Origin of the sequence: Escherichia sp. HH41S, assembly GCF_009820115.1 — a bacterium.
In the GTDB taxonomy this organism is placed as follows: Bacteria; Pseudomonadota; Gammaproteobacteria; order Enterobacterales; family Enterobacteriaceae; genus Escherichia; species Escherichia coli_F.
Genome location: NZ_VNXE01000123.1, coordinates 202735 through 226820, shown reverse-complemented (window position 1 = coordinate 226820; position 24086 = coordinate 202735). Strand labels below are relative to the sequence as shown.

22 protein-coding genes are annotated in these 24086 nt (G+C 51.3%); 12 read left to right on the top strand and 10 right to left on the bottom strand.

Annotation, left to right across the window (positions count from 1 at the left end; all coding sequences use genetic code 11):
* The first annotated feature begins 47 nt into the window (after window positions 1-47).
* The gene (locus tag FQZ95_RS25140) at window positions 48-494 is read left to right on the top strand and encodes a YccF domain-containing protein (protein ID WP_001261235.1); all 447 of its coding nucleotides are present in this window, start codon (window positions 48-50) and stop codon (window positions 492-494) included.
* Between the two features lie 9 nt (window positions 495-503).
* Window positions 504-2666: a YccS family putative transporter gene (gene yccS / locus FQZ95_RS25135; RefSeq protein ID WP_000875038.1), complete on the top strand. Its 2163-nt coding sequence runs from the start codon at window positions 504-506 to the stop codon at window positions 2664-2666.
* Here yccS and sxy read toward each other — a convergent pair.
* Window positions 2629-3258: a CRP-S regulon transcriptional coactivator Sxy gene (gene sxy / locus FQZ95_RS25130; protein ID WP_000839153.1), complete on the bottom strand. Its 630-nt coding sequence runs from the start codon at window positions 3256-3258 to the stop codon at window positions 2629-2631. The genes yccS and sxy overlap by 38 nt on opposite strands.
* Before the next feature lie 218 nt (window positions 3259-3476).
* Here sxy and sulA point away from each other — a divergent pair, with 218 nt between their 5' ends.
* Together sulA and ompA are read left to right on the top strand one after the other, a co-directional pair.
* Window positions 3477-3986: an SOS-induced cell division inhibitor SulA gene (gene sulA / locus FQZ95_RS25125; protein WP_000288710.1), complete on the top strand. Its 510-nt coding sequence runs from the start codon at window positions 3477-3479 to the stop codon at window positions 3984-3986.
* A 356-nt stretch (window positions 3987-4342) separates the two neighbouring features.
* Window positions 4343-5395, top strand: a complete 1053-nt coding sequence (gene ompA, locus FQZ95_RS25120) for a porin OmpA (RefSeq protein WP_160530919.1) — start codon at window positions 4343-4345, stop codon at window positions 5393-5395.
* 75 nt (window positions 5396-5470) lie between these two features.
* On the opposite strand, the gene matP is transcribed toward ompA, so the two are convergent.
* Complete coding sequence (matP, locus tag FQZ95_RS25115) at window positions 5471-5923, bottom strand: macrodomain Ter protein MatP (RefSeq protein ID WP_000877161.1); 453 nt, start codon at window positions 5921-5923, stop codon at window positions 5471-5473.
* A gap of 185 nt (window positions 5924-6108) precedes the next feature.
* On the opposite strand from matP, the gene FQZ95_RS25110 reads away from it, so the two are divergent.
* Together FQZ95_RS25110 and fabA are read left to right on the top strand one after the other, a co-directional pair.
* Window positions 6109-7869: an AAA family ATPase gene (locus tag FQZ95_RS25110; RefSeq protein WP_160530918.1), complete on the top strand. Its 1761-nt coding sequence runs from the start codon at window positions 6109-6111 to the stop codon at window positions 7867-7869.
* Between the two features lie 68 nt (window positions 7870-7937).
* Window positions 7938-8456, top strand: a complete 519-nt coding sequence (gene fabA, locus FQZ95_RS25105) for a bifunctional 3-hydroxydecanoyl-ACP dehydratase/trans-2-decenoyl-ACP isomerase (protein ID WP_000227927.1) — start codon at window positions 7938-7940, stop codon at window positions 8454-8456.
* A 69-nt stretch (window positions 8457-8525) separates the two neighbouring features.
* Here fabA and rmf read toward each other — a convergent pair whose 3' ends face one another.
* The 6 genes from rmf to rlmKL all read right to left on the bottom strand — a co-directional run bounded on the left by rmf (window position 8526) and on the right by rlmKL (window position 16564).
* Window positions 8526-8693: a ribosome modulation factor gene (gene rmf, locus FQZ95_RS25100; protein ID WP_000828648.1), complete on the bottom strand. Its 168-nt coding sequence runs from the start codon at window positions 8691-8693 to the stop codon at window positions 8526-8528.
* 255 nt (window positions 8694-8948) lie between these two features.
* On the bottom strand, window positions 8949-9512 hold the full coding sequence (pqiC, locus tag FQZ95_RS25095; RefSeq protein WP_000759110.1) for a membrane integrity-associated transporter subunit PqiC: 564 nt from the start codon (window positions 9510-9512) through the stop codon (window positions 8949-8951).
* On the bottom strand, window positions 9509-11149 hold the full coding sequence (gene pqiB, locus FQZ95_RS25090) for an intermembrane transport protein PqiB (RefSeq protein ID WP_000445539.1): 1641 nt from the start codon (window positions 11147-11149) through the stop codon (window positions 9509-9511). Before pqiB ends, pqiC begins: the two co-directional genes overlap by 4 nt.
* 4 nt (window positions 11150-11153) lie before the next feature.
* The gene (pqiA, locus tag FQZ95_RS25085; RefSeq protein WP_088541658.1) at window positions 11154-12407 is read right to left on the bottom strand and encodes a membrane integrity-associated transporter subunit PqiA; all 1254 of its coding nucleotides are present in this window, start codon (window positions 12405-12407) and stop codon (window positions 11154-11156) included.
* A gap of 129 nt (window positions 12408-12536) precedes the next feature.
* Entirely contained in the window at window positions 12537-14444 is a 1908-nt protein-coding gene (locus FQZ95_RS25080; RefSeq protein ID WP_032302808.1) for an ABC transporter ATP-binding protein, read from the bottom strand.
* Between the two features lie 11 nt (window positions 14445-14455).
* A complete protein-coding gene (rlmKL, locus tag FQZ95_RS25075) occupies window positions 14456-16564 on the bottom strand; it encodes a bifunctional 23S rRNA (guanine(2069)-N(7))-methyltransferase RlmK/23S rRNA (guanine(2445)-N(2))-methyltransferase RlmL (protein ID WP_001086495.1) in 2109 nt (702 codons plus the stop codon).
* A gap of 97 nt (window positions 16565-16661) precedes the next feature.
* Between rlmKL and ycbX the strand changes: the two genes are divergently transcribed.
* Window positions 16662-17771, top strand: a complete 1110-nt coding sequence (gene ycbX, locus FQZ95_RS25070; RefSeq protein WP_000224279.1) for a 6-N-hydroxylaminopurine resistance protein YcbX — start codon at window positions 16662-16664, stop codon at window positions 17769-17771.
* On the opposite strand, the gene zapC is transcribed toward ycbX, so the two are convergent.
* Together zapC and pyrD are read right to left on the bottom strand one after the other, a co-directional pair.
* Window positions 17768-18310 (bottom strand): cell division protein ZapC, encoded by a 543-nt coding sequence (zapC, locus tag FQZ95_RS25065; RefSeq protein ID WP_001295353.1) that lies wholly within the window; start codon window positions 18308-18310, stop codon window positions 17768-17770. The two genes, ycbX and zapC, sit on opposite strands and share 4 nt — an antisense overlap.
* Window positions 18311-18483: 173 nt before the next feature.
* Window positions 18484-19494, bottom strand: coding sequence for a quinone-dependent dihydroorotate dehydrogenase (gene pyrD / locus FQZ95_RS25060; protein ID WP_001305914.1), 1011 nt, complete (start codon window positions 19492-19494; stop codon window positions 18484-18486).
* Window positions 19495-19730: 236 nt separating this feature from the next.
* Here pyrD and ssuE point away from each other — a divergent pair, with 236 nt between their 5' ends.
* The 5 genes from ssuE to ssuB are packed head-to-tail and all read left to right on the top strand — an operon-like array spanning window position 19731 to window position 23967.
* Entirely contained in the window at window positions 19731-20306 is a 576-nt protein-coding gene (gene ssuE / locus FQZ95_RS25055) for an NADPH-dependent FMN reductase (RefSeq protein ID WP_160530917.1), read from the top strand.
* Window positions 20299-21258 carry an aliphatic sulfonate ABC transporter substrate-binding protein SsuA gene (ssuA, locus tag FQZ95_RS25050; protein WP_160530916.1) on the top strand — a complete coding sequence of 320 codons (960 nt, stop codon included), beginning with the start codon at window positions 20299-20301 and terminating at the stop codon, window positions 21256-21258. Before ssuE ends, ssuA begins: the two co-directional genes overlap by 8 nt.
* Window positions 21255-22400: an FMNH2-dependent alkanesulfonate monooxygenase gene (gene ssuD, locus FQZ95_RS25045; protein ID WP_160530915.1), complete on the top strand. Its 1146-nt coding sequence runs from the start codon at window positions 21255-21257 to the stop codon at window positions 22398-22400. Before ssuA ends, ssuD begins: the two co-directional genes overlap by 4 nt.
* Before the next feature lie 11 nt (window positions 22401-22411).
* The gene (ssuC, locus tag FQZ95_RS25040; RefSeq protein WP_032302801.1) at window positions 22412-23203 is read left to right on the top strand and encodes an aliphatic sulfonate ABC transporter permease SsuC; all 792 of its coding nucleotides are present in this window, start codon (window positions 22412-22414) and stop codon (window positions 23201-23203) included.
* Window positions 23200-23967: an aliphatic sulfonates ABC transporter ATP-binding protein gene (ssuB, locus tag FQZ95_RS25035; RefSeq protein ID WP_032302800.1), complete on the top strand. Its 768-nt coding sequence runs from the start codon at window positions 23200-23202 to the stop codon at window positions 23965-23967. The genes ssuC and ssuB overlap by 4 nt, the downstream gene beginning before the upstream one ends.
* Window positions 23968-24086: the final 119 nt, after the last annotated feature.

Here is a 24086-nt window from a genome sequence, read left to right as displayed (position 1 = left end):
GTTACAATTGCCGCCCATTACTGAAAACCACAGTAAAGCGAGGTTTTATGCGTACCGTTTTGAACATTCTGAACTTTGTGCTTGGCGGATTTGCCACCACTCTGGGCTGGCTGTTGGCGACTCTGGTCAGTATTGTGCTGATTTTTACCTTACCGCTGACACGATCCTGCTGGGAGATCACTAAACTGTCTCTGGTGCCTTATGGCAATGAAGCTATTCATGTCGATGAACTGAACCCGGCTGGCAAAAATGTGCTGCTGAATACTGGCGGTACGGTATTGAATATTTTCTGGCTGATTTTCTTTGGCTGGTGGTTATGCCTGATGCACATTGCAACGGGCATCGCACAATGTATTTCCATCATTGGCATTCCTGTCGGCATTGCGAACTTTAAAATTGCCGCTATTGCACTATGGCCGGTCGGTCGTCGCGTGGTATCGGTAGAAACAGCGCAAGCTGCGCGTGAAGCCAATGCACGTCGTCGTTTTGAATAATCCACTAATATGGCCTTTATGCTAAGTCCTTTGCTCAAACGCTATACCTGGAACAGCGCCTGGCTGTATTACGCGCGTATTTTTATTGCGCTTTGTGGAACCACAGCGTTTCCGTGGTGGCTGGGTGATGTAAAACTGACGATTCCGCTGACGCTGGGGATGGTGGCAGCGGCGCTGACCGATCTCGATGACCGGCTGGCGGGACGTTTGCGTAACCTCATCATTACGCTGTTCTGCTTTTTTATCGCCTCGGCCTCAGTAGAATTGCTGTTTCCCTGGCCCTGGCTATTTGCAATTGGTTTAACGCTCTCTACCAGCGGCTTCATTTTGCTCGGCGGTCTGGGTCAACGCTATGCAACAATTGCCTTCGGTGCGTTACTGATCGCCATTTACACTATGTTGGGGACGTCACTGTATGAGCACTGGTATCAGCAGCCGATGTATCTGCTGGCCGGTGCCGTCTGGTACAACGTCCTGACACTTATTGGTCATCTACTGTTCCCGGTCCGCCCGCTGCAGGACAACCTGGCGCGTTGCTATGAACAACTGGCGCGTTACCTTGAGCTCAAGTCACGCATGTTTGATCCTGATATTGAAGATGAAAGCCAGGCACCGCTGTACGATTTGGCTCTCGCCAACGGACAGCTGATGGCGACATTGAATCAGACGAAACTCTCGCTGCTGACCCGCTTACGTGGCGATCGTGGTCAACGGGGAACGCGTCGCACGCTGCATTATTACTTTGTCGCGCAGGATATTCACGAGCGTGCCAGCTCTTCTCATATTCAGTATCAAACATTGCGTGAACATTTTCGCCACAGCGACGTGCTGTTCCGTTTTCAGCGACTGATGTCGATGCAGGGCCAGGCGTGCCAGCAACTGTCACGCTGTATTTTGCTGCGTCAGCCTTATCAACATGATCCGCATTTTGAGCGCGCTTTTACGCATATTGATGCTGCGCTGGAGCGGATGCGCGATAACGGCGCGCCTGCCGATTTACTCAAAACACTGGGATTTTTGCTGAACAATTTACGCGCTATTGATGCCCAACTGGCAACAATTGAATCAGAACAGGCCCAGGCACTGCCCCATAATAATGACGAAAATGAGCTCGCTGATGACAGCCCGCACGGATTGAGTGATATCTGGCTGCGTCTTAGCCGTCACTTCACACCGGAATCCGCCCTCTTCCGTCATGCGGTAAGAATGTCGCTGGTGTTGTGCTTCGGCTACGCCATCATTCAGATAACCGGAATGCATCACGGGTATTGGATCTTGCTGACAAGTTTGTTTGTCTGCCAGCCAAACTATAACGCCACGCGCCACCGCCTGAAGTTAAGGATTATTGGTACGCTGGTAGGTATCGCCATTGGCATTCCTGTGCTGTGGTTTGTGCCGTCACTGGAAGGGCAGCTGGTGTTGCTGGTTATTACCGGCGTGCTCTTTTTTGCCTTCCGTAACGTGCAATATGCCCATGCAACGATGTTCATCACACTTTTGGTGCTACTTTGTTTTAACTTGCTGGGTGAAGGTTTTGAAGTGGCGTTACCTCGCGTAATCGATACGCTGATTGGTTGTGCCATTGCGTGGGCGGCGGTGAGCTACATCTGGCCTGACTGGAAGTTTCGCAATCTGCCGCGCATGCTCGAACGTGCCACCGAGGCCAACTGTCGCTATCTCGATGCCATACTGGAGCAATACCATCAAGGGCGTGATAACCGTCTGGCGTATCGTATTGCCCGCCGCGATGCACACAACCGTGATGCTGAACTGGCGTCGGTGGTGTCAAATATGTCCAGCGAGCCGAACGTTACCCCGCAAATTCGCGAGGCTGCGTTTCGGTTGCTGTGCCTTAACCATACGTTTACCAGCTATATCTCAGCCCTCGGTGCTCACCGGGAGCAGTTAACTAATCCTGAAATTCTGGCGTTTCTTGATGACGCAGTTTGCTATGTTGATGACGCGCTACATCATCAACCTGCTGATGAAGAACGCGTCAATCAGGCATTAGCTGACCTGAAACAGCGGATGCAGCAACTTGAACCACGGGCAGACAGCAAAGAACCTCTGGTCGTACAACAAGTCGGGTTATTGATTGCATTACTGCCAGAGATTGGTCGTCTGCAACGCCAGATTACTCAAGTTCCGCAGGAAACTCCTGTTTCGGCGTAAGAGAGTCAGCCCATTCTGCAAGCTCCTGGCGGCGTGCCACCGGGAGCGCAGCTTCATGAATGCCGATAATGGCCCCTTCAAGCATAAACAGAATCTTTTCTGTCACCAGACTGTTTTGCTGCCGCAGTCGCAACCAACACATTTTTGCCCCAAGTATACGTAACGCCCGTACATCCTTAATCCCCACCTCCCCGAGTATCGCTTCCAGATGAAAAGACATATTGGGCAAATCTTTCAGTCTTTCCCGGGTATTGCGCGTGCTTTTCTCTTTCAGCGCTGCATCGAGAGAATATTTCGACAGACGCACCAGCTTCAGTTGATTTCGCCATAGACTTTCATCAACCCGATAGTAATTGAGGGTAACGGATCGGCCACACTTTTTATATGTCAGCCAGACAGGCGGATGTTTTACACAGTACTGTGCACTTTGCTCACAAGCCCGAAGATACAACTCACCATCAGAAACCATCGCAAACACCGTGTCGTCAACGGTCAGGCTGTAACTACCAAACAATGATCGGTATTCAATTGTGCCCAACGTTGCCAGGTATTCTTGTGATTTATAGATCCGCTTATAGGAGAGACTTTTCATAAAATTCCTTTTAAAATCATAACATAAAAGAATGATTCACATTAACGGATCCGTTAACTACGAAAATAGGCAACTTATTCTTAAGGGGCAAGATTAATTTATGTTTTCCCGTCACTAACGACAAAATTTGCGAGGCTCTTTCCGAAAATAGGGTTGATCTTTGTCGTCACTGGATGTACTGTACATCCATACAGTAACTCACAGGGGCTGGATTGATTATGTACACTTCAGGCTATGCACATCGTTCTTCGTCGTTCTCATCCGCAGCAAGTAAAATTGCGCGTGTCTCTACGGAAAACACTACAGCCGGGCTTATCAGTGAAGTTGTCTATCGCGAAGATCAGCCCATGATGACGCAACTTCTACTGTTGCCATTGTTACAGCAACTCGGTCAGCAATCGCGCTGGCAACTCTGGTTAACACCGCAACAAAAACTGAGTCGGGAATGGGTTCAGGCATCTGGGCTACCCTTAACGAAAGTGATGCAGATTAGCCAGCTCTCCCCTTGCCACACTGTGGAGTCAATGGTTCGCGCTTTACGCACGGGCAATTACAGTGTGGTGATCGGTTGGTTGGCAGATGATTTGACTGAAGAAGAGCATGCTGAACTTGTTGATGCGGCAAATGAAGGTAACGCTATGGGGTTTATTATGCGTCCGGTAAGCGCATCCTCTCACGCAACGAGACAACTTTCCGGGCTAAAAATTCACTCTAATTTGTATCATTAAGTAAATTTAGGATTAATCCTGGAACTTTTTTTGTCGCCCAGCCAATGCTTTCAGTCGTGACTAATTTTCCTTGCAGAGGCTTGTCTGAAGCGGTTTCCGCGATTTTCTTCTGTAAATTGTCGCTGACAAAAAAGATTAAACGTACCTTATACAAGACTTTTTTTTCATATGCCTGACGGAGTTCACACTTGTAAGTTTTCAACTACGTTGTAGACTTTACATCGCCAGGGGTGCTCGGCATAAGCCGAAGATATCGGTAGAGTTAATATTGAGCAGATCCCCCGGTGAAGGATTTAACCGTGTTATCTCGTTGGAGATATTCATGGCGTATTTTGGATGATAACGAGGCGCAAAAAATGAAAAAGACAGCTATCGCGATTGCAGTGGCACTGGCTGGTTTCGCTACCGTAGCGCAGGCCGCTCCGAAAGATAACACCTGGTACACTGGTGCTAAACTGGGCTGGTCCCAGTACCATGACACTGGTTTCATCAACAACAATGGTCCGACCCACGAAAACCAACTGGGTGCAGGTGCTTTTGGTGGTTACCAGGTTAACCCGTATGTTGGCTTTGAAATGGGTTACGACTGGTTAGGTCGTATGCCGTACAAAGGCGACAACATCAATGGCGCATATAAAGCTCAGGGCGTTCAACTGACCGCCAAACTGGGTTACCCAATCACTGACGATCTGGACATCTACACTCGTCTGGGTGGTATGGTATGGCGTGCAGACACCAAGGCTAACGTACCTGGTGGCGCATCCTTTAAAGACCACGATACCGGTGTTTCTCCGGTCTTCGCTGGCGGTGTTGAGTACGCGATCACTCCTGAAATCGCTACCCGTCTGGAATACCAGTGGACCAACAACATCGGTGACGCACACACCATCGGTACTCGTCCGGACAACGGCCTGCTGAGCCTGGGTGTTTCCTACCGTTTCGGTCAGGGCGAAGCAGCTCCAGTAGTTGCTCCGGCACCAGCTCCGGCACCGGAAGTACAGACCAAGCACTTCACTCTGAAGTCTGACGTTCTGTTCAACTTCAACAAAGCAACCCTGAAACCGGAAGGTCAGGCTGCTCTGGATCAGCTGTACAGCCAGCTGAGCAACCTGGATCCGAAAGACGGTTCCGTAGTTGTTCTGGGTTACACTGACCGCATCGGTTCTGACGCTTATAACCAGGCTCTGTCCGAGCGTCGTGCTCAGTCCGTTGTTGATTACCTGATCTCTAAAGGTATCCCGGCAGACAAAATCTCCGCACGTGGTATGGGCGAATCCAACCCGGTTACTGGCAACACCTGTGACAACGTGAAACAGCGTGCTGCACTGATCGATTGCCTGGCTCCGGATCGTCGCGTAGAGATCGAAGTTAAAGGCATCAAAGACGTTGTAACTCAGCCGCAGGCTTAAGTTCTCGTCTGGTAAAAAACCCCGCTGCTGCGGGGTTTTTTTTCGCCTTGCGTAAATTGAACTGACTTTTGACAGTTATTCCTTACCCAGCAATGCCTGCAGATCCTGCTTCAAAGAAGACATTTTATTCGCGTATTTCTCTTTGTTTTCCGCATCTTCAATCAGCTGAACAATCGTTTCAGAAAGCGTTTTACCGCGACGCTGCGCAAGGCCAGCCAGACGTTGCCAGACGATAAATTCCAGATCGATCGATTTTTTGCGCGTATGCTGGTGTTCCGCATTAAAATGGCGCTTCCGTCTGGCCCGAATGGTCTGCTTCATGCGATTGACCAGTTCCGGATTCATATGCTTGTCAATCCAGCCATTTACCAGCACGGGTTCATTTTCCAGCGAGAGCAACACATCGACGGCTTCCTGGGCGGCACTGGCTTCTATGTAACGGGTGATTAACTCCCCTTCGCGGTGCTTCTTCACCAGATACTTCCATTTCCAACCGCTTTCAAGATTTTCAAGTTGTTGATATTTCATAGCGATCTCAATGTTACCGTGTAACTCTTTACAGAATATCAGCTTTTTAGGCCAGTGAAGAAAAGAATCTCCATCCTGTGAGCTTTAACGCCCATGCCAGGAGTATTGTCAGTGCTTTCTACGTGTGCTGCAGTGCCGGTTACGGTATAATCGCGGCTTTGACAACAGACTAAAAAACATCAACTTTGACCATTACGAAACTTGCATGGCGTGACCTGGTTCCTGATACCGATAGCTATCAGGAAATATTTGCTCAGCCACATTTGATTGACGAAAACGATCCTTTATTCAGTGATACTCAACCGCGACTGCAATTTGCGCTGGAGCAGTTGCTGCATACGCGAGCATCCTCCTCTTTTATGCTGGCGAAGGCCCCGGAAGAGTCTGAGTATCTGAATCTTATTGCCGATGCCGCGCGTGCGCTACAAAGCGATGCAGGCCAACTGGTGGGCGGTCACTATGAGGTTTCCGGCCACACCATTCATTTACGTAACGCAGTGAGTGCAGATGATAATTTTGCGACTTTAACGCAAGTTGTCGCTGCCGACTGGGTAGAAGCGGAACAACTCTTTGGCTGCCTGCGCCAGTTTAATGGTGACATTACCCTGCAGCCAGGTCTGGTGCATCAGGCAAATGGCGGTATTCTCATCATCTCTTTGCGTACACTGCTGGCGCAACCTCTGCTGTGGATGCGGCTGAAAAATATCGTTAACCGCGAGCGTTTTGACTGGGTTGCGTTTGATGAGTCGCGCCCTCTCCCCGTCTCTGTGCCTTCGATGCCATTGAAGCTGAAAGTCATTCTGGTAGGCGAACGTGAATCATTAGCTGATTTCCAGGAGATGGAGCCAGAGCTTGCTGAGCAGGCTATTTATAGCGAATTTGAAGATACTCTGCAGATTGTCGATGCGGAGTCAGTAAACCAGTGGTGTCGCTGGGTGACATTGGCCGCCAGACATAATCACTTACCTGCACCGGGAGCGAATGCCTGGCCGGTACTTATTCGCGAAGCCGCACGCTACACCGGTGAACAAGAAACACTTCCGCTTAGCCCGCAGTGGATCCTCCGCCAGTGTAAAGAGGTCGCCTCACTGTGTGATGGCGACACCTTCTCCGGCGAGCAGCTAAACTTAATGTTACAGCAGCGTGAATGGCGCGAAGGTTTCCTCGCTGAACGCATGCAGGATGAGATCCTTCAGGAGCAAATCCTGATTGAAACCGAAGGCGAACGCATCGGGCAAATTAACGCCCTTTCGGTCATTGAATTTCCGGGTCATCCGCGCGCTTTTGGCGAACCTTCTCGCATTAGCTGCGTTGTACATATTGGCGATGGTGAATTCACTGACATCGAACGCAAAGCGGAGCTTGGCGGCAATATCCATGCGAAAGGGATGATGATCATGCAGGCGTTCCTGATGTCGGAACTTCAGCTTGAGCAACAGATCCCCTTCTCAGCATCGCTGACATTTGAGCAGTCATATAGCGAAGTGGATGGCGATAGTGCCTCAATGGCTGAACTCTGCGCCCTGATAAGCGCCCTCGCCGATGTGCCGGTGAATCAGAGTATTGCTATCACAGGTTCAGTCGATCAATTCGGTCGCGCCCAGCCAGTCGGTGGTTTAAATGAGAAAATCGAAGGCTTCTTTGCTATTTGCCAGCAACGTGAGTTAACGGGGAAACAAGGTGTCATTATCCCCACTGCTAACGTTCGCCATTTAAGTCTTCACAGTGAACTGGTGAAAGCGGTAGAAGAAGGCAAATTCACCATCTGGGCAGTAGACGATGTGACTGACGCACTGCCGTTATTATTAAATCTGGTGTGGGATGGCGAAGGCCAAACGACGCTGATGCAAACCATCCAGGAACGTATCGCGCAAGCATCGCAACAGGAAGGACGTCACCGTTTTCCATGGCCATTACGTTGGCTGAACTGGTTTATTCCGAACTGATCGGACTTGTTCAGCGTACACGTGTTAGCTATCCTGCGTGCTTCAATAAAATAAGGCTTACAGAGAACATGGTAGATAAACGCGAATCCTATACAAAAGAAGACCTTCTTGCCTCTGGTCGCGGTGAACTGTTTGGCGCTAAAGGCCCGCAATTGCCAGCACCGAACATGCTGATGATGGACCGTGTGGTCAAAATGACCGAAACGGGGGGGAACTTCGACAAAGGGTATGTTGAAGCAGAACTGGATATCAATCCGGATCTGTGGTTCTTCGGATGCCACTTCATTGGCGATCCGGTTATGCCGGGATGCCTGGGCCTGGACGCAATGTGGCAGCTGGTAGGGTTCTACCTCGGCTGGCTGGGCGGCGAAGGTAAAGGCCGCGCACTGGGTGTTGGCGAAGTGAAATTCACTGGTCAGGTTCTGCCGACAGCAAAAAAAGTGACCTACCGTATTCACTTTAAACGCATTGTTAATCGTCGTCTGATTATGGGTCTGGCAGATGGCGAAGTGCTGGTTGATGGTCGTCTGATCTATACCGCCAGCGACCTGAAAGTCGGTCTGTTCCAGGATACGTCTGCCTTCTGATTGAAATCAGACAGAGTATAAAAAGGCGAAACCTCCGCATTGCGGAGGTTTCTTTTTAAAGAGACAGAATCAGGCCATTACTACCCTGTCCGCCATGGCTTCTCGCCAGCCTCCCAGCCATTGTGACCTTTGATTCAGCGTCTGATAGGGACACATTTCTTTTGAGCGTCCGGCGATGCCGGCCTGATAACCACGTTGATGTGCCCGTTCCAGGCGATCTCGTTTTTGTCTCTTCATGCCTCGTTTCCCTCATACTGGTTTCTGGTGGAAAAGAAAACAGTGATTACTAAATGTGCAATCACAGTTAAGCAATACCGCGAATCATAACTGCCGTCAATGCGCAAAATTCACGCCACTGTCATATTTGTGAGCTACACGGGCATGTCGGTTGTACAAAAAATGTGAAGAGGAACAACTTTTTCCGCACGTTAGAAACAAAAAAACCGCCTCAGGCTACATACCGGAGACGGTCATATTTACAAATCTTTATAATTAAGGTAGACGCTTTATCTCTTGCGCAATAGAAGCGGCTTCCTGACTCCAGACACTGGCCAGCACCTTAACCATCTCATCGTAACCATCCTGAGTTTGCACTCCTTCCAGACGGAACGGACGTTTGATCAGTTGTCCCTGGTGGTTCAACAGCCACTCACCACTGACAATGACCTTGCCATCATAGCGACCGTTAAACTCTGTTACGGTAACATTGAGCGTGTCCTGGGCGCTTCCCAGAGGCTGGGAGGCAACCACCCAGCCGGGCAGTTGCGTGCTCAGGTTGGCAACCAGGGTGTTGCGCAACTGTTGATCCAGCGGGCTGGCCCACAAGTTGTTGTTGGCAATCACATACTTCACATCACTGGTTTGATAAACCACACCATTCCCCGCCAAATAGTCAGGAACAGCGACCTGCTCTACCCATAACAGGCGATTACCCTGGCTGGCGGTACTTTGTGTACCGCTCTGCACCACAGGTAGCTGGTAATAGTTTTTATTGATCTCGCCGGAGCTGCATCCGGCCAGCCACAGTGCCGCAATCGTCACTAGCCACTTTTTCATTGTTTCGCCCTCTTCGGCTCTGGATCTTTTTTGTCCTTCGCTTCAAATACCAGCGCGTTACTCTTCTCGTTGAGCGTTTTCAGCACCGGCTGCAGTTCACGCAACACCTGATCAAGGCGCTGCATATCCGCCACCATCTTGTTGTAGGCTGCGGAGCCAGGCTGGAAGCCCTGCATACTGCGATTCAACTCACGTAATGTAGACTGCATATCGGTCGGCAACTGCTGCATCGACTGGCTGGCGAGGATCTTGTTCATGCTATCCAGCGTCGTTTGCAAGTTTTTCATGGTGCGCTGACTTTCAGAAAGCGTACTGGTCGCCTGCTCAATCATCGGATTCAATGGCAGTTTGTTGATCTTATCCAACGCTTCCATCAGACGCTGCTGGATTTGCGCCAGGCCACCGCTAACGGTCGGGATAATCTGATAACCATTAAACTCACGAATACCGGTAATAGCAGGGCTATTTGGATAGAAATCGAGATCAACATACAGTGCGCCAGTGACCAGATTTCCGGTCTTCAGCGATCCGCGTAAACCACGTTTCAACAATTCGCCAAGGTGCTCAACAACATCCGCATTTTCACCAAGCTGCATTTTCAGCCGCTCTGGTTCGATACGAATCAGTACCGGAATACGGTAATCATCGTTAAATGTCTGACGCATATTCGGCGCAAAGAATGGCACTTTGCTTACGGTACCCAGGCGAATACCCCGGAATTCTACCGGAGCTCCTGGTTGCAGACCGCGTACCGAATCTTTAAAGAACATCAGATAATCAATGTGATCGGTGTACAACGAATCCTGAATGCTCTTCTGATCATCATACAAAACGAAAGCTGTTTTCGGTGCCACTGGCTGCCCTAAATCCAGACCTTCCGGCACATCAAAGCTGACACCGCCACTAAGCAGCGTTGTCAATGAGCCCATCTCCACACGCATTCCCGCTGACGTCAAATCAACCGCAATGCCACTATCTTTCCAGAAGCGAACATTGCTGGTCACCAGTCGGTCATAAGGTGCATTGATGAACAGTTGATAGCTGATATTGCGTTTTTGCGTATCGAAGGTGCTGGTTTCAACCGAACCTACCCGATAGCCACGGAACAGCACGGGATCTCCTGGCGAGAGCTGCCCGGCTTTTTTGCTATCGAGAATCACACGGATACCTTTCGCATCAGGCGGGGCCAACGGTGGAGAATCCAGCAAATCGTATTTATCCATTTTGCTGCCTTTCGCACCTGGTTGCAGTTCGATATATACCCCAGACAGCAGCGTACCCAGACCGCTAATCCCTTCTCGACCAATCTGCGGTTTTACCACCCAAAAGACGGTATCTTTATGCAGCAATTTTTCCATACCGGAATTCAGCCGAGCTTTGATTTCCACGTGCGTCAAATCATCAGCCAGTGTAGCGCTTTCGACCACACCAACGTCAACGCTACGGCTTTTAATGGTGGTTTTACCACCTTCTATTCCTTCCGCATTCGCGGTGATCAGGGTCACTTCCGGCCCCTGATGGCTGTAATGATAAAAAAGAACCCAGGCCCCAATGAGCGCCGTGACGATAGGAAATATCCACACGGGAGACCAGTTCTTCACTTTCTGGATTTTGGCTTCCCCATTATTAGATTCCATACTGTCAGGACTCCTCATGCTCTGATTCAGGTTGACGATCCCACGACAAACGCGGGTCAAACGTCATAGCAGAAAACATTGTCATTATGACGACTAAAGCAAACATTAATGCACCCATTGCCGGATAAATACTCATTAAACCTCCCATACGCACCAGCGCCGAGAGCACCGCGATGACGAAAACGTCAATCATCGACCAGCGGCCTACAAACTCAACAACTTCATAAATCAAATGCATTCTTTCACTGTCGCGCTTGCCATGTCCTTTAGCATCCCAACACAGCCACGCGATGGCGATCATCTTTAACGTTGGCACCATAATACTGGCCAGAAAGATAACCGCAGCGACGGGATAAGAGCCTTCGCTCCATAACAGAATAACCCCGGCGAGAATCGTCGACGGCATCTTCGAGCCTAATAAATCCGTCACCATGATGGGCAAAATATTCGCCGGAAGATACAACATGATGGACGTAACAAGCAGTGCGAGTGTCCACTGCAGGCTGTTTCTACGACGAACATACCCTTTGGTACTACAGCGCGGGCACACAGGTTCATCAGCAGGAAGGATTGCCGTGCAACAGGAGCACGAACGCAGCCCCTGGCGTATCCCCGTGACGCCCGGTTTTAGCGGCTGGCGCAGTTCTGGCATTGGGGCGATATCGTCCCATAACCAGCGACGATCAACACACTGAAAGGCGCGCAGTTGCAGGACACAAAATAAACACCAAGGGAGAAAGCTGCTGCCGACACCAATGCTGCCGTAGGCCATCAGTTTAACGAAACTCACCAGCACACCCGCGAGGAAAATCTCCGCCATTCCCCAGGTTTTGAGTTGAAAAAGCACCCGTGCCAGTTGCTCTTTTAAACGGAGCGGTAATTCCGCGCGATTCACCAGTAACAGAATGGTTATCAGACAAAACGCGGGAACCAGTTGCACAAACAACAGGAAAAAGGTGCCGAGGCTGGCGTAGTCCTCAGAAAAAAGCACGCCGGGAATTTCCAGTAATGTAATTTCACTGGTGACTCCCGCAACGTTCATATTCACAAAAGGAAACAAGTTGGACAGCAACAGCATGAACAGTGCAGCCAACGCATAGGCGGTAGGACGCTGCCGAGGGGCATCCCACGCCACGGTTAACGTTGTGCCACACCGGGGACATGCCGCTTTCTGACCATGCTCAAGGCGCGGTAACGCCACCAGCATGTCACACTGCGAGCACAGGATGTGCTTCGCGGCATGATGATGTTCGCACATTGGTACTCCTTAATGATGCGCTATTTTACAGATGACGAACAAAGTGTTGGTTTTCATGCCTGATAAACCCAGTGCATCAGGCAATTTTACCGTTGTCAGCTGTCTCTGTTTAAATCGACTATTTTGCGATCAGCCACCATTTTTTAACGCTTCAAGATACTCCCAGCGTTCAAAGGCTTGCTCCAGCTCCTGCTCTGCAGCAGCCATATCGGCGAGCACTTTTTGTGTCTGCTCATGCGGCTGACTGAAGAAGGAAGCATCCGCCACCTGCGTCTGTAGGGCTTCCAGCTTCGCCTCCAGATCTTCGAGCAATTGCGGTAGCTGCTCCAGTTCGCGCTGCAATTTATAGCTTAGTTTGCTACTGCTGCGTTTTACAGTTTCTGCTTTTGGCACGGCGGTTTCTTCGGTTTTTTTCACCGCAGGCTGTTTGAGCGCCACATACTGTTCTTGCTGACCACGGGCATCATGATAACCGCCGACATAACGACCAATTTTACCGCCGCCTTCGAAGATCCAGCATTCTGTAACCGTGTTATCGACAAACTGACGATCGTGGCTCACCAGCAATACCGTGCCCTGGTAGCTGTCGATCAGTTCTTCCAGCAATTCCAGCGTTTCGACATCAAGGTCGTTGGTCGGTTCGTCAAGAATCAATAAGTTGCTTGGTTTGAGGAACAAACGCGCCAGCAGCAAGCGGTTACGCTCACCGCCAGATAGCGCACGTACCGGCGTCATCGCCCGTTTCGGATGGAACAGGAAGTCCTGCAAATAACCCAGTACATGGCGTGGTTTGCCATTAACCATCACCTCTTGTTTGCCTTCGGCCAGGTTATCCATCACCGTTTTATCGGGATCCAGTTCCGCGCGGTGCTGATCGAAATAAGCCACTTCCAGTTTGGTGCCAACGTGAATACGCCCGCTGTCCGCCTGAAGCTGACCGAGCATCAGTTTCAGCAGCGTGGTTTTGCCGCATCCATTCGGACCAATCAGGGCAATTTTGTCGCCACGTAGAACCTGGGCAGAAAAATCTTTCACCAGTTGCTTACCGTCGACCTGGTAGCAAACGTCTTCCATTTCGAAAACGATCTTACCGGAGCGGCTGGCCTCTTCCACCTGCATCTTTGCGGTACCCATCACTTCGCGACGTTCGCCACGCTCGCGACGCATTGCTTTCAGGGCGCGTACGCGGCCTTCATTACGGGTACGGCGTGCTTTGATCCCCTGGCGGATCCACACCTCTTCCTGCGCCAGTTTGCGATCGAACTCGGCATTTTGTAGTTCTTCCACACGCAGGGCTTCTTCTTTTTCCAGCAGGTACTGGTCGTAATTCCCTGGATAGGTCACAAGTTTGCCGCGATCGAGATCAACAATGCGCGTCGCCATATTGCGGATAAACGAACGGTCGTGGGAGATGAAAATAATCGTCCCATTGAAGGTTTTGAGAAACCCTTCCAGCCAGTCGATGGTTTCGATATCCAGGTGGTTAGTCGGTTCGTCGAGCAGCAATACGCGCGGATTGCTCACCAGCGCGCGTCCTAATGCCGCTTTACGCAACCAACCGCCGGAAAGCGACGACAACGCAACATTAGGATCTAACCCCAGTTGCGCCAGCACTTCGTTGATGCGGTTTTCCAGCTGCCACAGGTTGTGGTGATCCAGCTGTTCCTGAACCTTCGCCAGTTCGTTGAGATTTTTCTCGCTCGGGTCGTTCATCACCAGGCGCGAAATATCGTGATAGCGTTTCAGGTATTCAGCTTGTTCTTCAATACCTTCGGCAACGAAATCATAAACGCTACCCTCAACGTTACGCGGCGGATCCTGTTGCAGACGAGCGACAATCAAATCTTGCTCGTAAATAATGCGACCGTCATCCAGCCCTTGTTCACGGTTGAGGATTTTCATTAACGTCGATTTGCCTGCGCCGTTACGGCCTACCAGACAAACACGTTCGTTATCTTCGATATGCAGTTCTGCGTTATCGAGAAGCGGCGCGTCGCTGAACGACAGCCATGCGCCATGCATACTGATTAATGACATTACTATTCCTTTCAGGCTGCGGTAATCAGCCAGCAGTTGTGGATCTGGCGGTTACGGGCGAAATCCTGGGAGAGCGTTTTTTGCGTAATTTCTTGTGCTTTCAGTCCCAGTTTTGCCAGTCCGTCAAGATCCATACGGAAGCCACGTTTGTTGTTCGAGAACATGATCGTCCCACCAGCACGCAGCAGACGTTTCAAATCTTTCATCAGCGCCAGATGATCGCGCTGAACATCAAACGCATCTTCCATTCGTTTTGAGTTAGAGAAGGTTGGCGGATCGATAAAGATCAGATCGAACTGTTCATTTGCCTCACGCAGCCACGCCAGGCAATCGGCCTGAATCAGGCGATGCGCACGCCCGGTTAGGCCATTCAGACGCAGGTTGCGTTCTGCCCACTCCAGATAAGTACGCGACATATCCACGGTGGTAGTGCTGCGTGCACCGCCTAATCCCGCATGCACGGTGGCGCTGCCGGTATAAGAGAACAGGTTGAGGAAATCTTTGCCTTTGCTCATCTGACCGAGCATACGACGGGCGATACGGTGATCGAGGAACAGACCGGTATCGAGGTAATCCGTCAGGTTCACCCACAAGTGAGCGTTATATTCGGTGACTTCGAGAAACTCGCCCTTCTCGCCCAGTTTCTGGTACTGATTTTTGCCCTTCTGGCGTTCACGGGTTTTCAGCACCAGTTTGTTTGGCGCAATCCCCAGTACCGAAATGGTTGCAGCGATAATATCGAACAGACGCTGACGCGCTTTGTGCGCATCAATAGTTTTTGGCGGCGCATACTCCTGCACCACCACCCAGTCGGCATAACGATCAACGGCAACGTTATATTCCGGCAGATCGGCGTCATACAGGCGGTAACATTCAATCCCTTCCTGGCGAGCCCACTTCTCGAATTTTTTGAGGTTCTTACGCAGGCGGTTAGCGTAGTCTTCCGCTACCATCGCCGGTTTGCTGTCTGGAGTGCTTTCGGCAACGTGGTAATTTTTCTGTACGCAGTCCAGCGGGCCGTTTTTCGCCTTGTACTGTTTGTCTGCACGCAGCTGCAGGCAGCTGAGCAGATCCGGCGAGGCACTAAACAAAGAGAGATTCCAGCCACCGAACTGGTTTTTCATGATTCGGCCCAGCAGACTATGCAGCGCAATCAGCGCCGGTTCGCTGTCCAGACGTTCACCGTATGGCGGGTTGCTCAACACTGTACCGTACGGCCCTTTCGGCAGCGGATTGGTCAGTTGCGCGACATCTTTCACCTCAAAGGTGATCAGTTCACCAATCCCCGCAAGACGTGCGTTAGTGCGCGCACGTTGAATCACCCGGGCGTCGCTGTCCGAACCGTAAAAATGAGAGCTGTACTCCGCCAGGCCTTTACGGGCGCGAGCTTGCGCTTCCGCTTTCACTTCCTGCCAGATAGCTTCATCATGCTGCGCCCAGCCGCTAAAGCCCCAACGCCCACGGTGCAAGCCTGGTGCGCGATCGGTCGCCAGCATCGCCGCTTCAATCAGCAACGTACCGGAACCACACATTGGATCGAGCAGCGGTGTTCCTGGCTGCCAGCCGGATCGCATCACAATCGCGGCTGCCAGGGTTTCTTTGATCGGTGCAATACCGGCACGATCGCGATAGCCACGCAGATGCAAGCCATCACCACTGAGATCAAGGGCAATATTGGCGGTTTCTTTATGCAGCCAGACGTTAACGCGAATATCCGGCGCATCACGATCGACATTGGGACGTGGCAGATTTTTCCGCGTGAAAGCATCGACGATCGCGTCTTTCACTTTCATCGCGCCGTACTGGCTGTTGCGAATGGTGTCATTTAAACCACTGAAATGGACAGCGAAGGTCGCGCCAGGATTAAACATCTCTGTCCAGTTGATCGCCTGAACGCCGAGATAGAGGTCTAAATCACTGTAAACCTTACACTCGCCCAGCGGCAACATAATACGCGAGGCCAGGCGGCTCCACATCAGGCTCTGGTAAACAAGCCGTGTGTCGCCCTTAAAATGGACCCCACCCTGAACCACCTGGCATTCAACGGCCCCCAGGTTTTCCAGTTCAGTTTTTAACAGCTCTTCCAGCCCACGGGCCGTACTGGCAAACAGAGAATTCATATCGTCACTTTTACTCTAAGAAAATTGTTGCGCATTATAGCTAATAAGCGCGTCATGTCATAAAGTTGAGGGCTTATTTTCATTTGAGGACCGCACCGTGGCGACATTAACCCGGCTTTTTATTCATCCTGTTAAATCGATGCGCGGCATTGGTCTTACACATGCTCTGGCAGATGTCAGTGGTCTGGCCTTCGATCGCATCTTTATGATCACGGAACCTGACGGTACGTTTATTACCGCTCGCCAGTTTCCCCAGATGGTACGGTTTACTCCTTCACCTGTGCATGATGGCTTGCATCTCACCGCACCAGATGGCAGTAGCGCATATGTTCGTTTTGCTGATTTCGCCACACAAGACGCACCAACCGAAGTTTGGGGCACACATTTTACCGCGCGAATTGCGCCAGACGCGATCAACAAATGGTTAAGTGGATTTTTCTCCCGCGAAGTGCAATTGCGCTGGGTGGGGCCACAAATGACCCGGCGCGTGAAACGCCACAACACTGTACCTCTGTCATTTGCTGATGGCTATCCTTACCTTCTTGCTAACGAAGCCTCGTTACGTGATCTCCAACAACGTTGTCCGGCCAGTGTAAAAATGGAGCAATTCCGCCCCAATCTGGTGGTTTCCGGCGCGTCAGCCTGGGAAGAAGATAGCTGGAAAGTGATTCGTATTGGTGATGTGGTGTTTGATGTGGTTAAGCCTTGCAGCCGCTGTATTTTCACCACCGTCAGTCCGGAAAAAGGACAAAAGCATCCGGCAGGTGAACCATTAAAGACATTGCAATCTTTCCGCACAGCCCAGGATAACGGCGATGTCGATTTTGGTCAGAATTTAATTGCCCGTAATAGTGGCGTGATTCGCGTTGGCGACGAGGTGGAAATTCTTGCAACGGCTCCGGCGAAAGTTTACGGCGCAGCTGCCGTGGACGATACCGTCGACGCCGCGCAGCAACCGGACGCAAATGTAGATATTGACTGGCAAGGGCAGGCATTTCGTGGAAATAACCAACAGGTTCTGCTGGAGCAATTAGAAAATCGGGGAATTCGTATCCCTTATTCTTGCCGCGCGGGCATTTGTGGAAGCTGCCGTGTTCAGCTTTTAGAAGGCGAAGTCACACCGCTCAAAAAATCAGCAATCAGCAATGATGGCACCATTCTTTGCTGTAGTTGTGTGCCGAAGACTGCGCTTAAACTAGCGCGTTAAACTGCCTGTTCGAGGCTGAAACTGTCAACATTAACCTGCGGTTTCAGCCTGTCATTCATGATTTTGATGGCATCCCCCAACTGCATCGCGCGACCCGCAATAACAACGCAGGGTTGTGCCAGCAGGCACAGTGCGGCATTTTCGCCAGATTCAACGACCAGCAAATTGACTTGCTCGTGAGTGTCGCTCAACCAAACGCAGGCCGCATCGCCCGGCATGGGCACCCACATTTCACCATGGGAAACAAAATGCCAGCTTTTCGGCATTTGCGGTTTGAGATAACGAATTGCTACCAGCGCATTAAGCACCAGTTCGGCTTTTTGTTCTTTAGATAAATTAAAATCGCGGCATTTTTCTTCAAATGAGAAATAGAGCGCGGCGTCGTCAACGCAAAAGCCTGCGGGAGAAAAGGCATCTGGAGTCAACATTTTGCGCGCAAAACGTGAGCGAAATAGCATACCATTGGCTAAATCGAGCATCATTCGATCGTGCTCTTCATCGTAATACCAACGCCAGTTATCGTCTGGTTTAATTCGCATTTGCCTCTCCCCTACCCTATAAAACCGCAGCAACACAATCCATTGTCGCTTCGCTTAATAACCTCAACAATAAAAGTACAAAATGTCTAAATAAGCAACAGCGATGAATATAAAACAACCAGGGCTTAAAATAAAGCCCTGATTATCTTATAAAGAGGAATTCGAAGAAATAATTAGATATGGGTAACGATTTCTTTAATCAGCGGCGGACCTTTAAAAATAAAACCAGAATAAATTTGCACCAGTGAGGCCCCCGCAGCAATCTTTTCACGCGCAGCGATAACCGAGTCAATGCCGCCAACACCGATGATCGGTAAGCGACCGTTTAATTCCTGTGACAAGCGGCGAATAATTTCTGTGCTTTTTAACTGAAGCGGACGACCACTTAAGCCACCGGTTTGATCACAATTTTTCATTCCCTGAACCAGAGAACGATCGAGCGTGGTATTGGTTGCAATAACGCCATCAATATTATGGCGAACTAAACTATCGGCAACCTGGATCAATTCTTCTTCAGAAAGATCCGGCGCGATCTTCACGGCGATCGGCACATATTTATGGTGCATCGCTTGCAAATCATTTTGCTTATTTTTAATCGCGGTTAAGAGATCATCCAGCGCTTCGCCATATTGCAGTGTGCGTAGTCCTGGGGTATTCGGCGATGAAATATTGATGGCGATATATCCCGCATAAGCATAGATTTTTTCCATACAAATCAGATAGTCATCTTTACCCTGCTCCACCGGCGTATCTTTATTTTTGCCGATGTTAATACCCAGGACGCCATCATAATGGGCTTTTTTTACGTTCTCTACGAGGTTATCAACGCCAAGATTATTAAAGCCCATACGGTTGATCAAACCTTCGGCATCTACCAGACGAAAGAGACGCGGCTTGTCATTACCTGGCTGTGGACGTGGCGTGACGGTACCGATCTCGATAGATCCAAACCCCATCGCGCCTAACGCGTCAATGCACTCCCCGTCTTTATCAAGACCGGCTGCCAGACCAAGCGGATTTTTAAACGTCAGGCCCATGCAGTTAACAGGTTTCGCAGGCACTTTCTGCCGCACCAGTGCTTCAAACGGCGTTCCGGTAATGCGGCGTAATTGCTGAAAAGTAAACTCATGAGCGCGCTCTGGATCGAGCTGGAAAAGGGCTTTACGAACGAAGGGGTAGTACATGAACTCTCCTGGATTCCCGGTGTGCAAACCGGGGGCGTATTATGTGCGAGTTCGGACCAAAAGGGAATTGACCTACGGCAATAAATAGCAAACGTTTTCTTATTGCGCTTTTTTTATGCTTTTTTTGGCTTTGCTTCGTCAGATAAATCATTTCGACTCGCGGACGCCCTCTGTCAGACTGACCAAATTGTTATCAATTTTAACAAAACAAGAACAGTTGGTTATAAGGAGAGAGTATGCGTGTCATCACCCTGGCGGGGAGTCCTCGTTTTCCTTCTCGCTCCAGTTCTTTGCTGGAATATGCGCGGGAAAAACTGAATAACCTGGATGTCGAGGTTTATCACTGGAATCTGCAAAACTTCGCCCCGGAGGATCTGCTCTATGCCCGTTTCGATAGTCCGGCCCTGAAAACTTTTACCGAACAGCTGCAACAGGCCGATGGGTTAATTGTCGCCACACCTGTGTATAAGGCCGCCTATTCCGGAGCGCTGAAAACCCTGCTCGATCTGCTGCCAGAACGTGCGTTGCAAGACAAAGTGGTACTGCCGCTGGCAACGGGCGGTACAGTGGCTCACCTTCTGGCGGTCGATTACGCCCTTAAACCGGTTTTAAGCGCACTGAAAGCCCAGGAGATCCTGCACGGCGTATTTGCCGATGACTCGCAGGTGATTGATTACCACCACAAACCCCAGTTCACGCCAAATCTGCAAACCCGTCTTGATGCCGCGCTCGACACCTTCTGGCAGGCGCTACACCGCCGCGATGTTCAGGTTCCCGATCTTCTGTCTCTGCGAGGTAATGCCCATGCGTAAGATCATTAAACTGGCGCTGGCGGGATTACTCAGCGTCTCCACACTTGCGATTGCCGCAGAGTCTTCGCCAGAGGCGTTAAGGATTGGCTATCAGAAAAGCAATATCAGTTCGGTACTGGCGAAAAATTACCAAATGCTGGAAAAACGCTATCCGCAAACAAAAATCTCCTGGGTGGAGTTCCCCGCTGGCCCACAGATGCTGGAGGCGTTAAACGTTGGCAGTATTGATCTCGGCAGTACCGGAGATATTCCGCCAATCTTTGCTCAGGCTGCCGGAGCTGATTTGCTGTACGTGGGCGTCGAACCGCCGAAGCCAAAAGCCGAAGTGATTCTGGTGGCAGAAAACAGTCCGATCAAAACCGTAGCCGATCTTAAAGGTCATAAAGTTGCCTTTCAGAAAGGTTCCAGTTCGCACAATCTTTTACTGCGAGCCCTTCGCCAGGCCGGGCTTAAATTCACGGATATTCAGCCCACTTACCTGACGCCTGCCGATGCCCGCGCCGCGTTCCAGCAAGGTAACGTTGACGCCTGGGCTATCTGGGATCCCTACTACTCCGCTGCATTATTACAGGGCGGCGTGCGGGTGCTGAAAGACGGCACCGATCTCAATCAAACTGGATCGTTTTATCTGGCAGCTCGTCCGTATGCAGAAAAAAACGGCGCTTTTATTCAGGGTGTGCTGACAACCTTTAGTGAGGCCGATGCGTTAACCCGCAGCCAGCGCGAACAAAGCATCGCTTTACTGGCAAAAACGATGGGCTTACCAACGCCGGTGATTGCCTCTTATTTAGATCATCGCCCCCCTACCACCATCAAACCGGTTAACGCCGAGGTTGCCGCCTTACAGCAGCAAACGGCAGATCTGTTTTATGAAAACCGTCTGGTGCCGAAAAAAGTCGATATTCGCCAGCGCATCTGGCAGCCCACTCAACGGGAAGGAAAACAATTATGAGTCTGAATATGTTCTGGTTTTTACCGACCCACGGAGACGGACATTACCTGGGAACGGAAGAAGGTTCACGCCCGGTTGATCACGGTTATCTGCAACAAATTGCGCAAGCGGCGGATCGTCTGGGCTATACCGGTGTGCTGATCCCGACGGGGCGATCGTGTGAAGATGCGTGGCTGGTGGCGGCGTCGATGATCCCGGTGACACAACGGCTGAAGTTTCTTGTCGCCCTGCGCCCCAGCGTAACCTCACCTACCGTTGCCGCCCGCCAGGCCGCCACGCTTGACCGTCTCTCTAACGGACGCGCGTTGTTTAATCTGGTCACAGGCAGCGATCCGCAAGAGCTGGCAGGCGACGGCGTGTTCCTTGATCATAGCGAGCGTTACGAAGCCTCGGCAGAATTTACCCAGGTCTGGCGGCGGTTGTTGCTTGGCGAGACAGTGGATTTCAACGGCAAACATATTCATGTGCGCGGAGCCAAACTGCTCTTCCCGCCGATTCAACAGCCCTATCCTCCGCTTTACTTTGGCGGCTCGTCAGACGTCGCCCAGGATCTGGCCGCTGAACAGGTTGATCTCTACCTCACCTGGGGCGAACCACCGGAGCTGGTAAAAGAGAAGATCGCGCAAGTGCGGGCGAAAGCTGCCGCGCATGGACGCAAAATTCGTTTCGGTATTCGTCTGCATGTGATTGTTCGTGAAACCAACGACGAAGCGTGGCAGGCCGCCGCGCGGTTAATCTCGCATCTTGATGATGAGACCATCGCTAAAGCACAAGCCGCGTTTGCCCGCACGGATTCCGTGGGGCAACAGCGAATGGCGGCGCTACATAACGGCAAGCGCGACAATCTGGAGATCAGCCCCAATTTATGGGCGGGCGTTGGCTTAGTGCGCGGCGGTGCCGGGACGGCGTTGGTGGGCGATGGTCCGACGGTCGCCGCGCGAATCAACGAATACGCTGCGCTTGGCATCGACAGCTTTGTGCTTTCTGGTTATCCGCATCTGGAAGAAGCGTATCGGGTCGGCGAGTTGTTGTTCCCACATCTGGATATTGCCATTCCGGAAATTCCCCAGCCACAACCGCTGAATCCGCAAGGCGAAGCGGTGGCGAATGATTTTATCCCCCGTAAAGTCGCGCAAAGCTAAGGAACAAAATGATGGCAACGCCAGTGAAAAAGTGGTTATTGCGCGTTGCCCCCTGGTTTTTACCGGTGGGCATCGTGGCGGTGTGGCAACTGGCCTCCTCGGTTGGCTGGTTGTCGACGCGTATTTTGCCCTCACCGGAAGGGGTGGTGACGGCGTTCTGGTCGCTCTCAGCCAGCGGCGAATTGTGGCAACATCTGGCGATCAGCTCCTGGCGGGCGCTGATTGGTTTTTCAGTTGGCGGATCGCTGGGCTTGATTCTGGGACTGATTAGCGGGCTGTCGCGCTGGGGAGAACGGCTGCTGGATACCTCAATTCAAATGTTGCGCAACGTGCCGCATCTGGCGCTGATCCCACTGGTGATTTTGTGGTTTGGCATTGATGAATCCGCGAAAATCTTTCTGGTGGCGCTCGGCACACTATTCCCCATTTATATCAACACCTGGCACGGCATCCGTAATATCGATCGCGGTCTGGTGGAAATGGCGCGTAGCTATGGATTATCCGGCATACCGCTGTTTATCCATGTGATCCTGCCTGGTGCCCTGCCCTCAATTATGGTCGGCGTACGTTTTGCGTTGGGCCTGATGTGGCTGACGCTGATTGTTGCCGAAACCATTTCTGCCAATTCCGGCATTGGTTATCTGGCGATGAATGCGCGGGAGTTTTTGCAAACGGATGTGGTGGTAGTCGCCATTATTCTCTACGCCCTGCTCGGCAAACTTGCTGACGTCAGCGCGCAGCTGTTAGAGCGCCTCTGGCTGCGCTGGAATCCGGCTTATCATTTGAAGGAGGCCACGGTATGAATACTGCTCGTCTGAACCAGGGCACACCCTTGTTACTCAATGCAGTAAGCAAACATTACGCGGAAAATATCGTCCTGAACCAACTGGATTTACATATTCCGGCAGGTCAGTTTGTGGCGGTGGTGGGCCGCAGCGGTGGTGGCAAAAGTACCCTGCTGCGCCTGCTGGCAGGTCTGGAAACGCCAACCGCAGGCGATGTGTTAGCGGGTACCACACCGCTGGCTGAGATTCAGGAAGACACGCGAATGATGTTTCAGGATGCGCGTCTGCTACCGTGGAAATCGGTGATTGATAACGTTGGGTTAGGCCTTAAAGGTCAGTGGCGCGATGCCGCGCGTCGGGCGCTGGCAGCGGTAGGACTGGAGAATCGCGCGCGGGAATGGCCTGCCGCACTTTCTGGCGGGCAGAAACAGCGTGTGGCGCTGGCAAGAGCGTTGATTCATCGACCGGGTTTATTATTGCTTGATGAACCGCTCGGGGCGCTGGACGCCCTGACTCGGCTCGAGATGCAGGATTTGATTGTGTCACTTTGGCAGGAGCACGGCTTTACCGTACTGTTGGTGACGCATGATGTGAGCGAAGCGGTAGCAATGGCGGACCGGGTGTTGTTAATTGAAGAGGGAAAAATTGGTCTGGATTTGACGGTGGATATCCCCCGTCCGCGCCGATTAGGGTCGGTGCGATTAGCGGAGCTGGAAGCGGAAGTGTTGCAACGGGTGATGCAGCGTGGGCACTCTGAACAACCGATTCGGCGTCATGGTTAATATGCCGGATGTGGCGCACAAAACCAGCGGTTTCAACGGATTGTAGGCCTGATAAGACGCGTCAAGCGTCGCATCAGGCATTTGGGCACGGCTGCCGGATGCGGCGTGAACGCCTTATC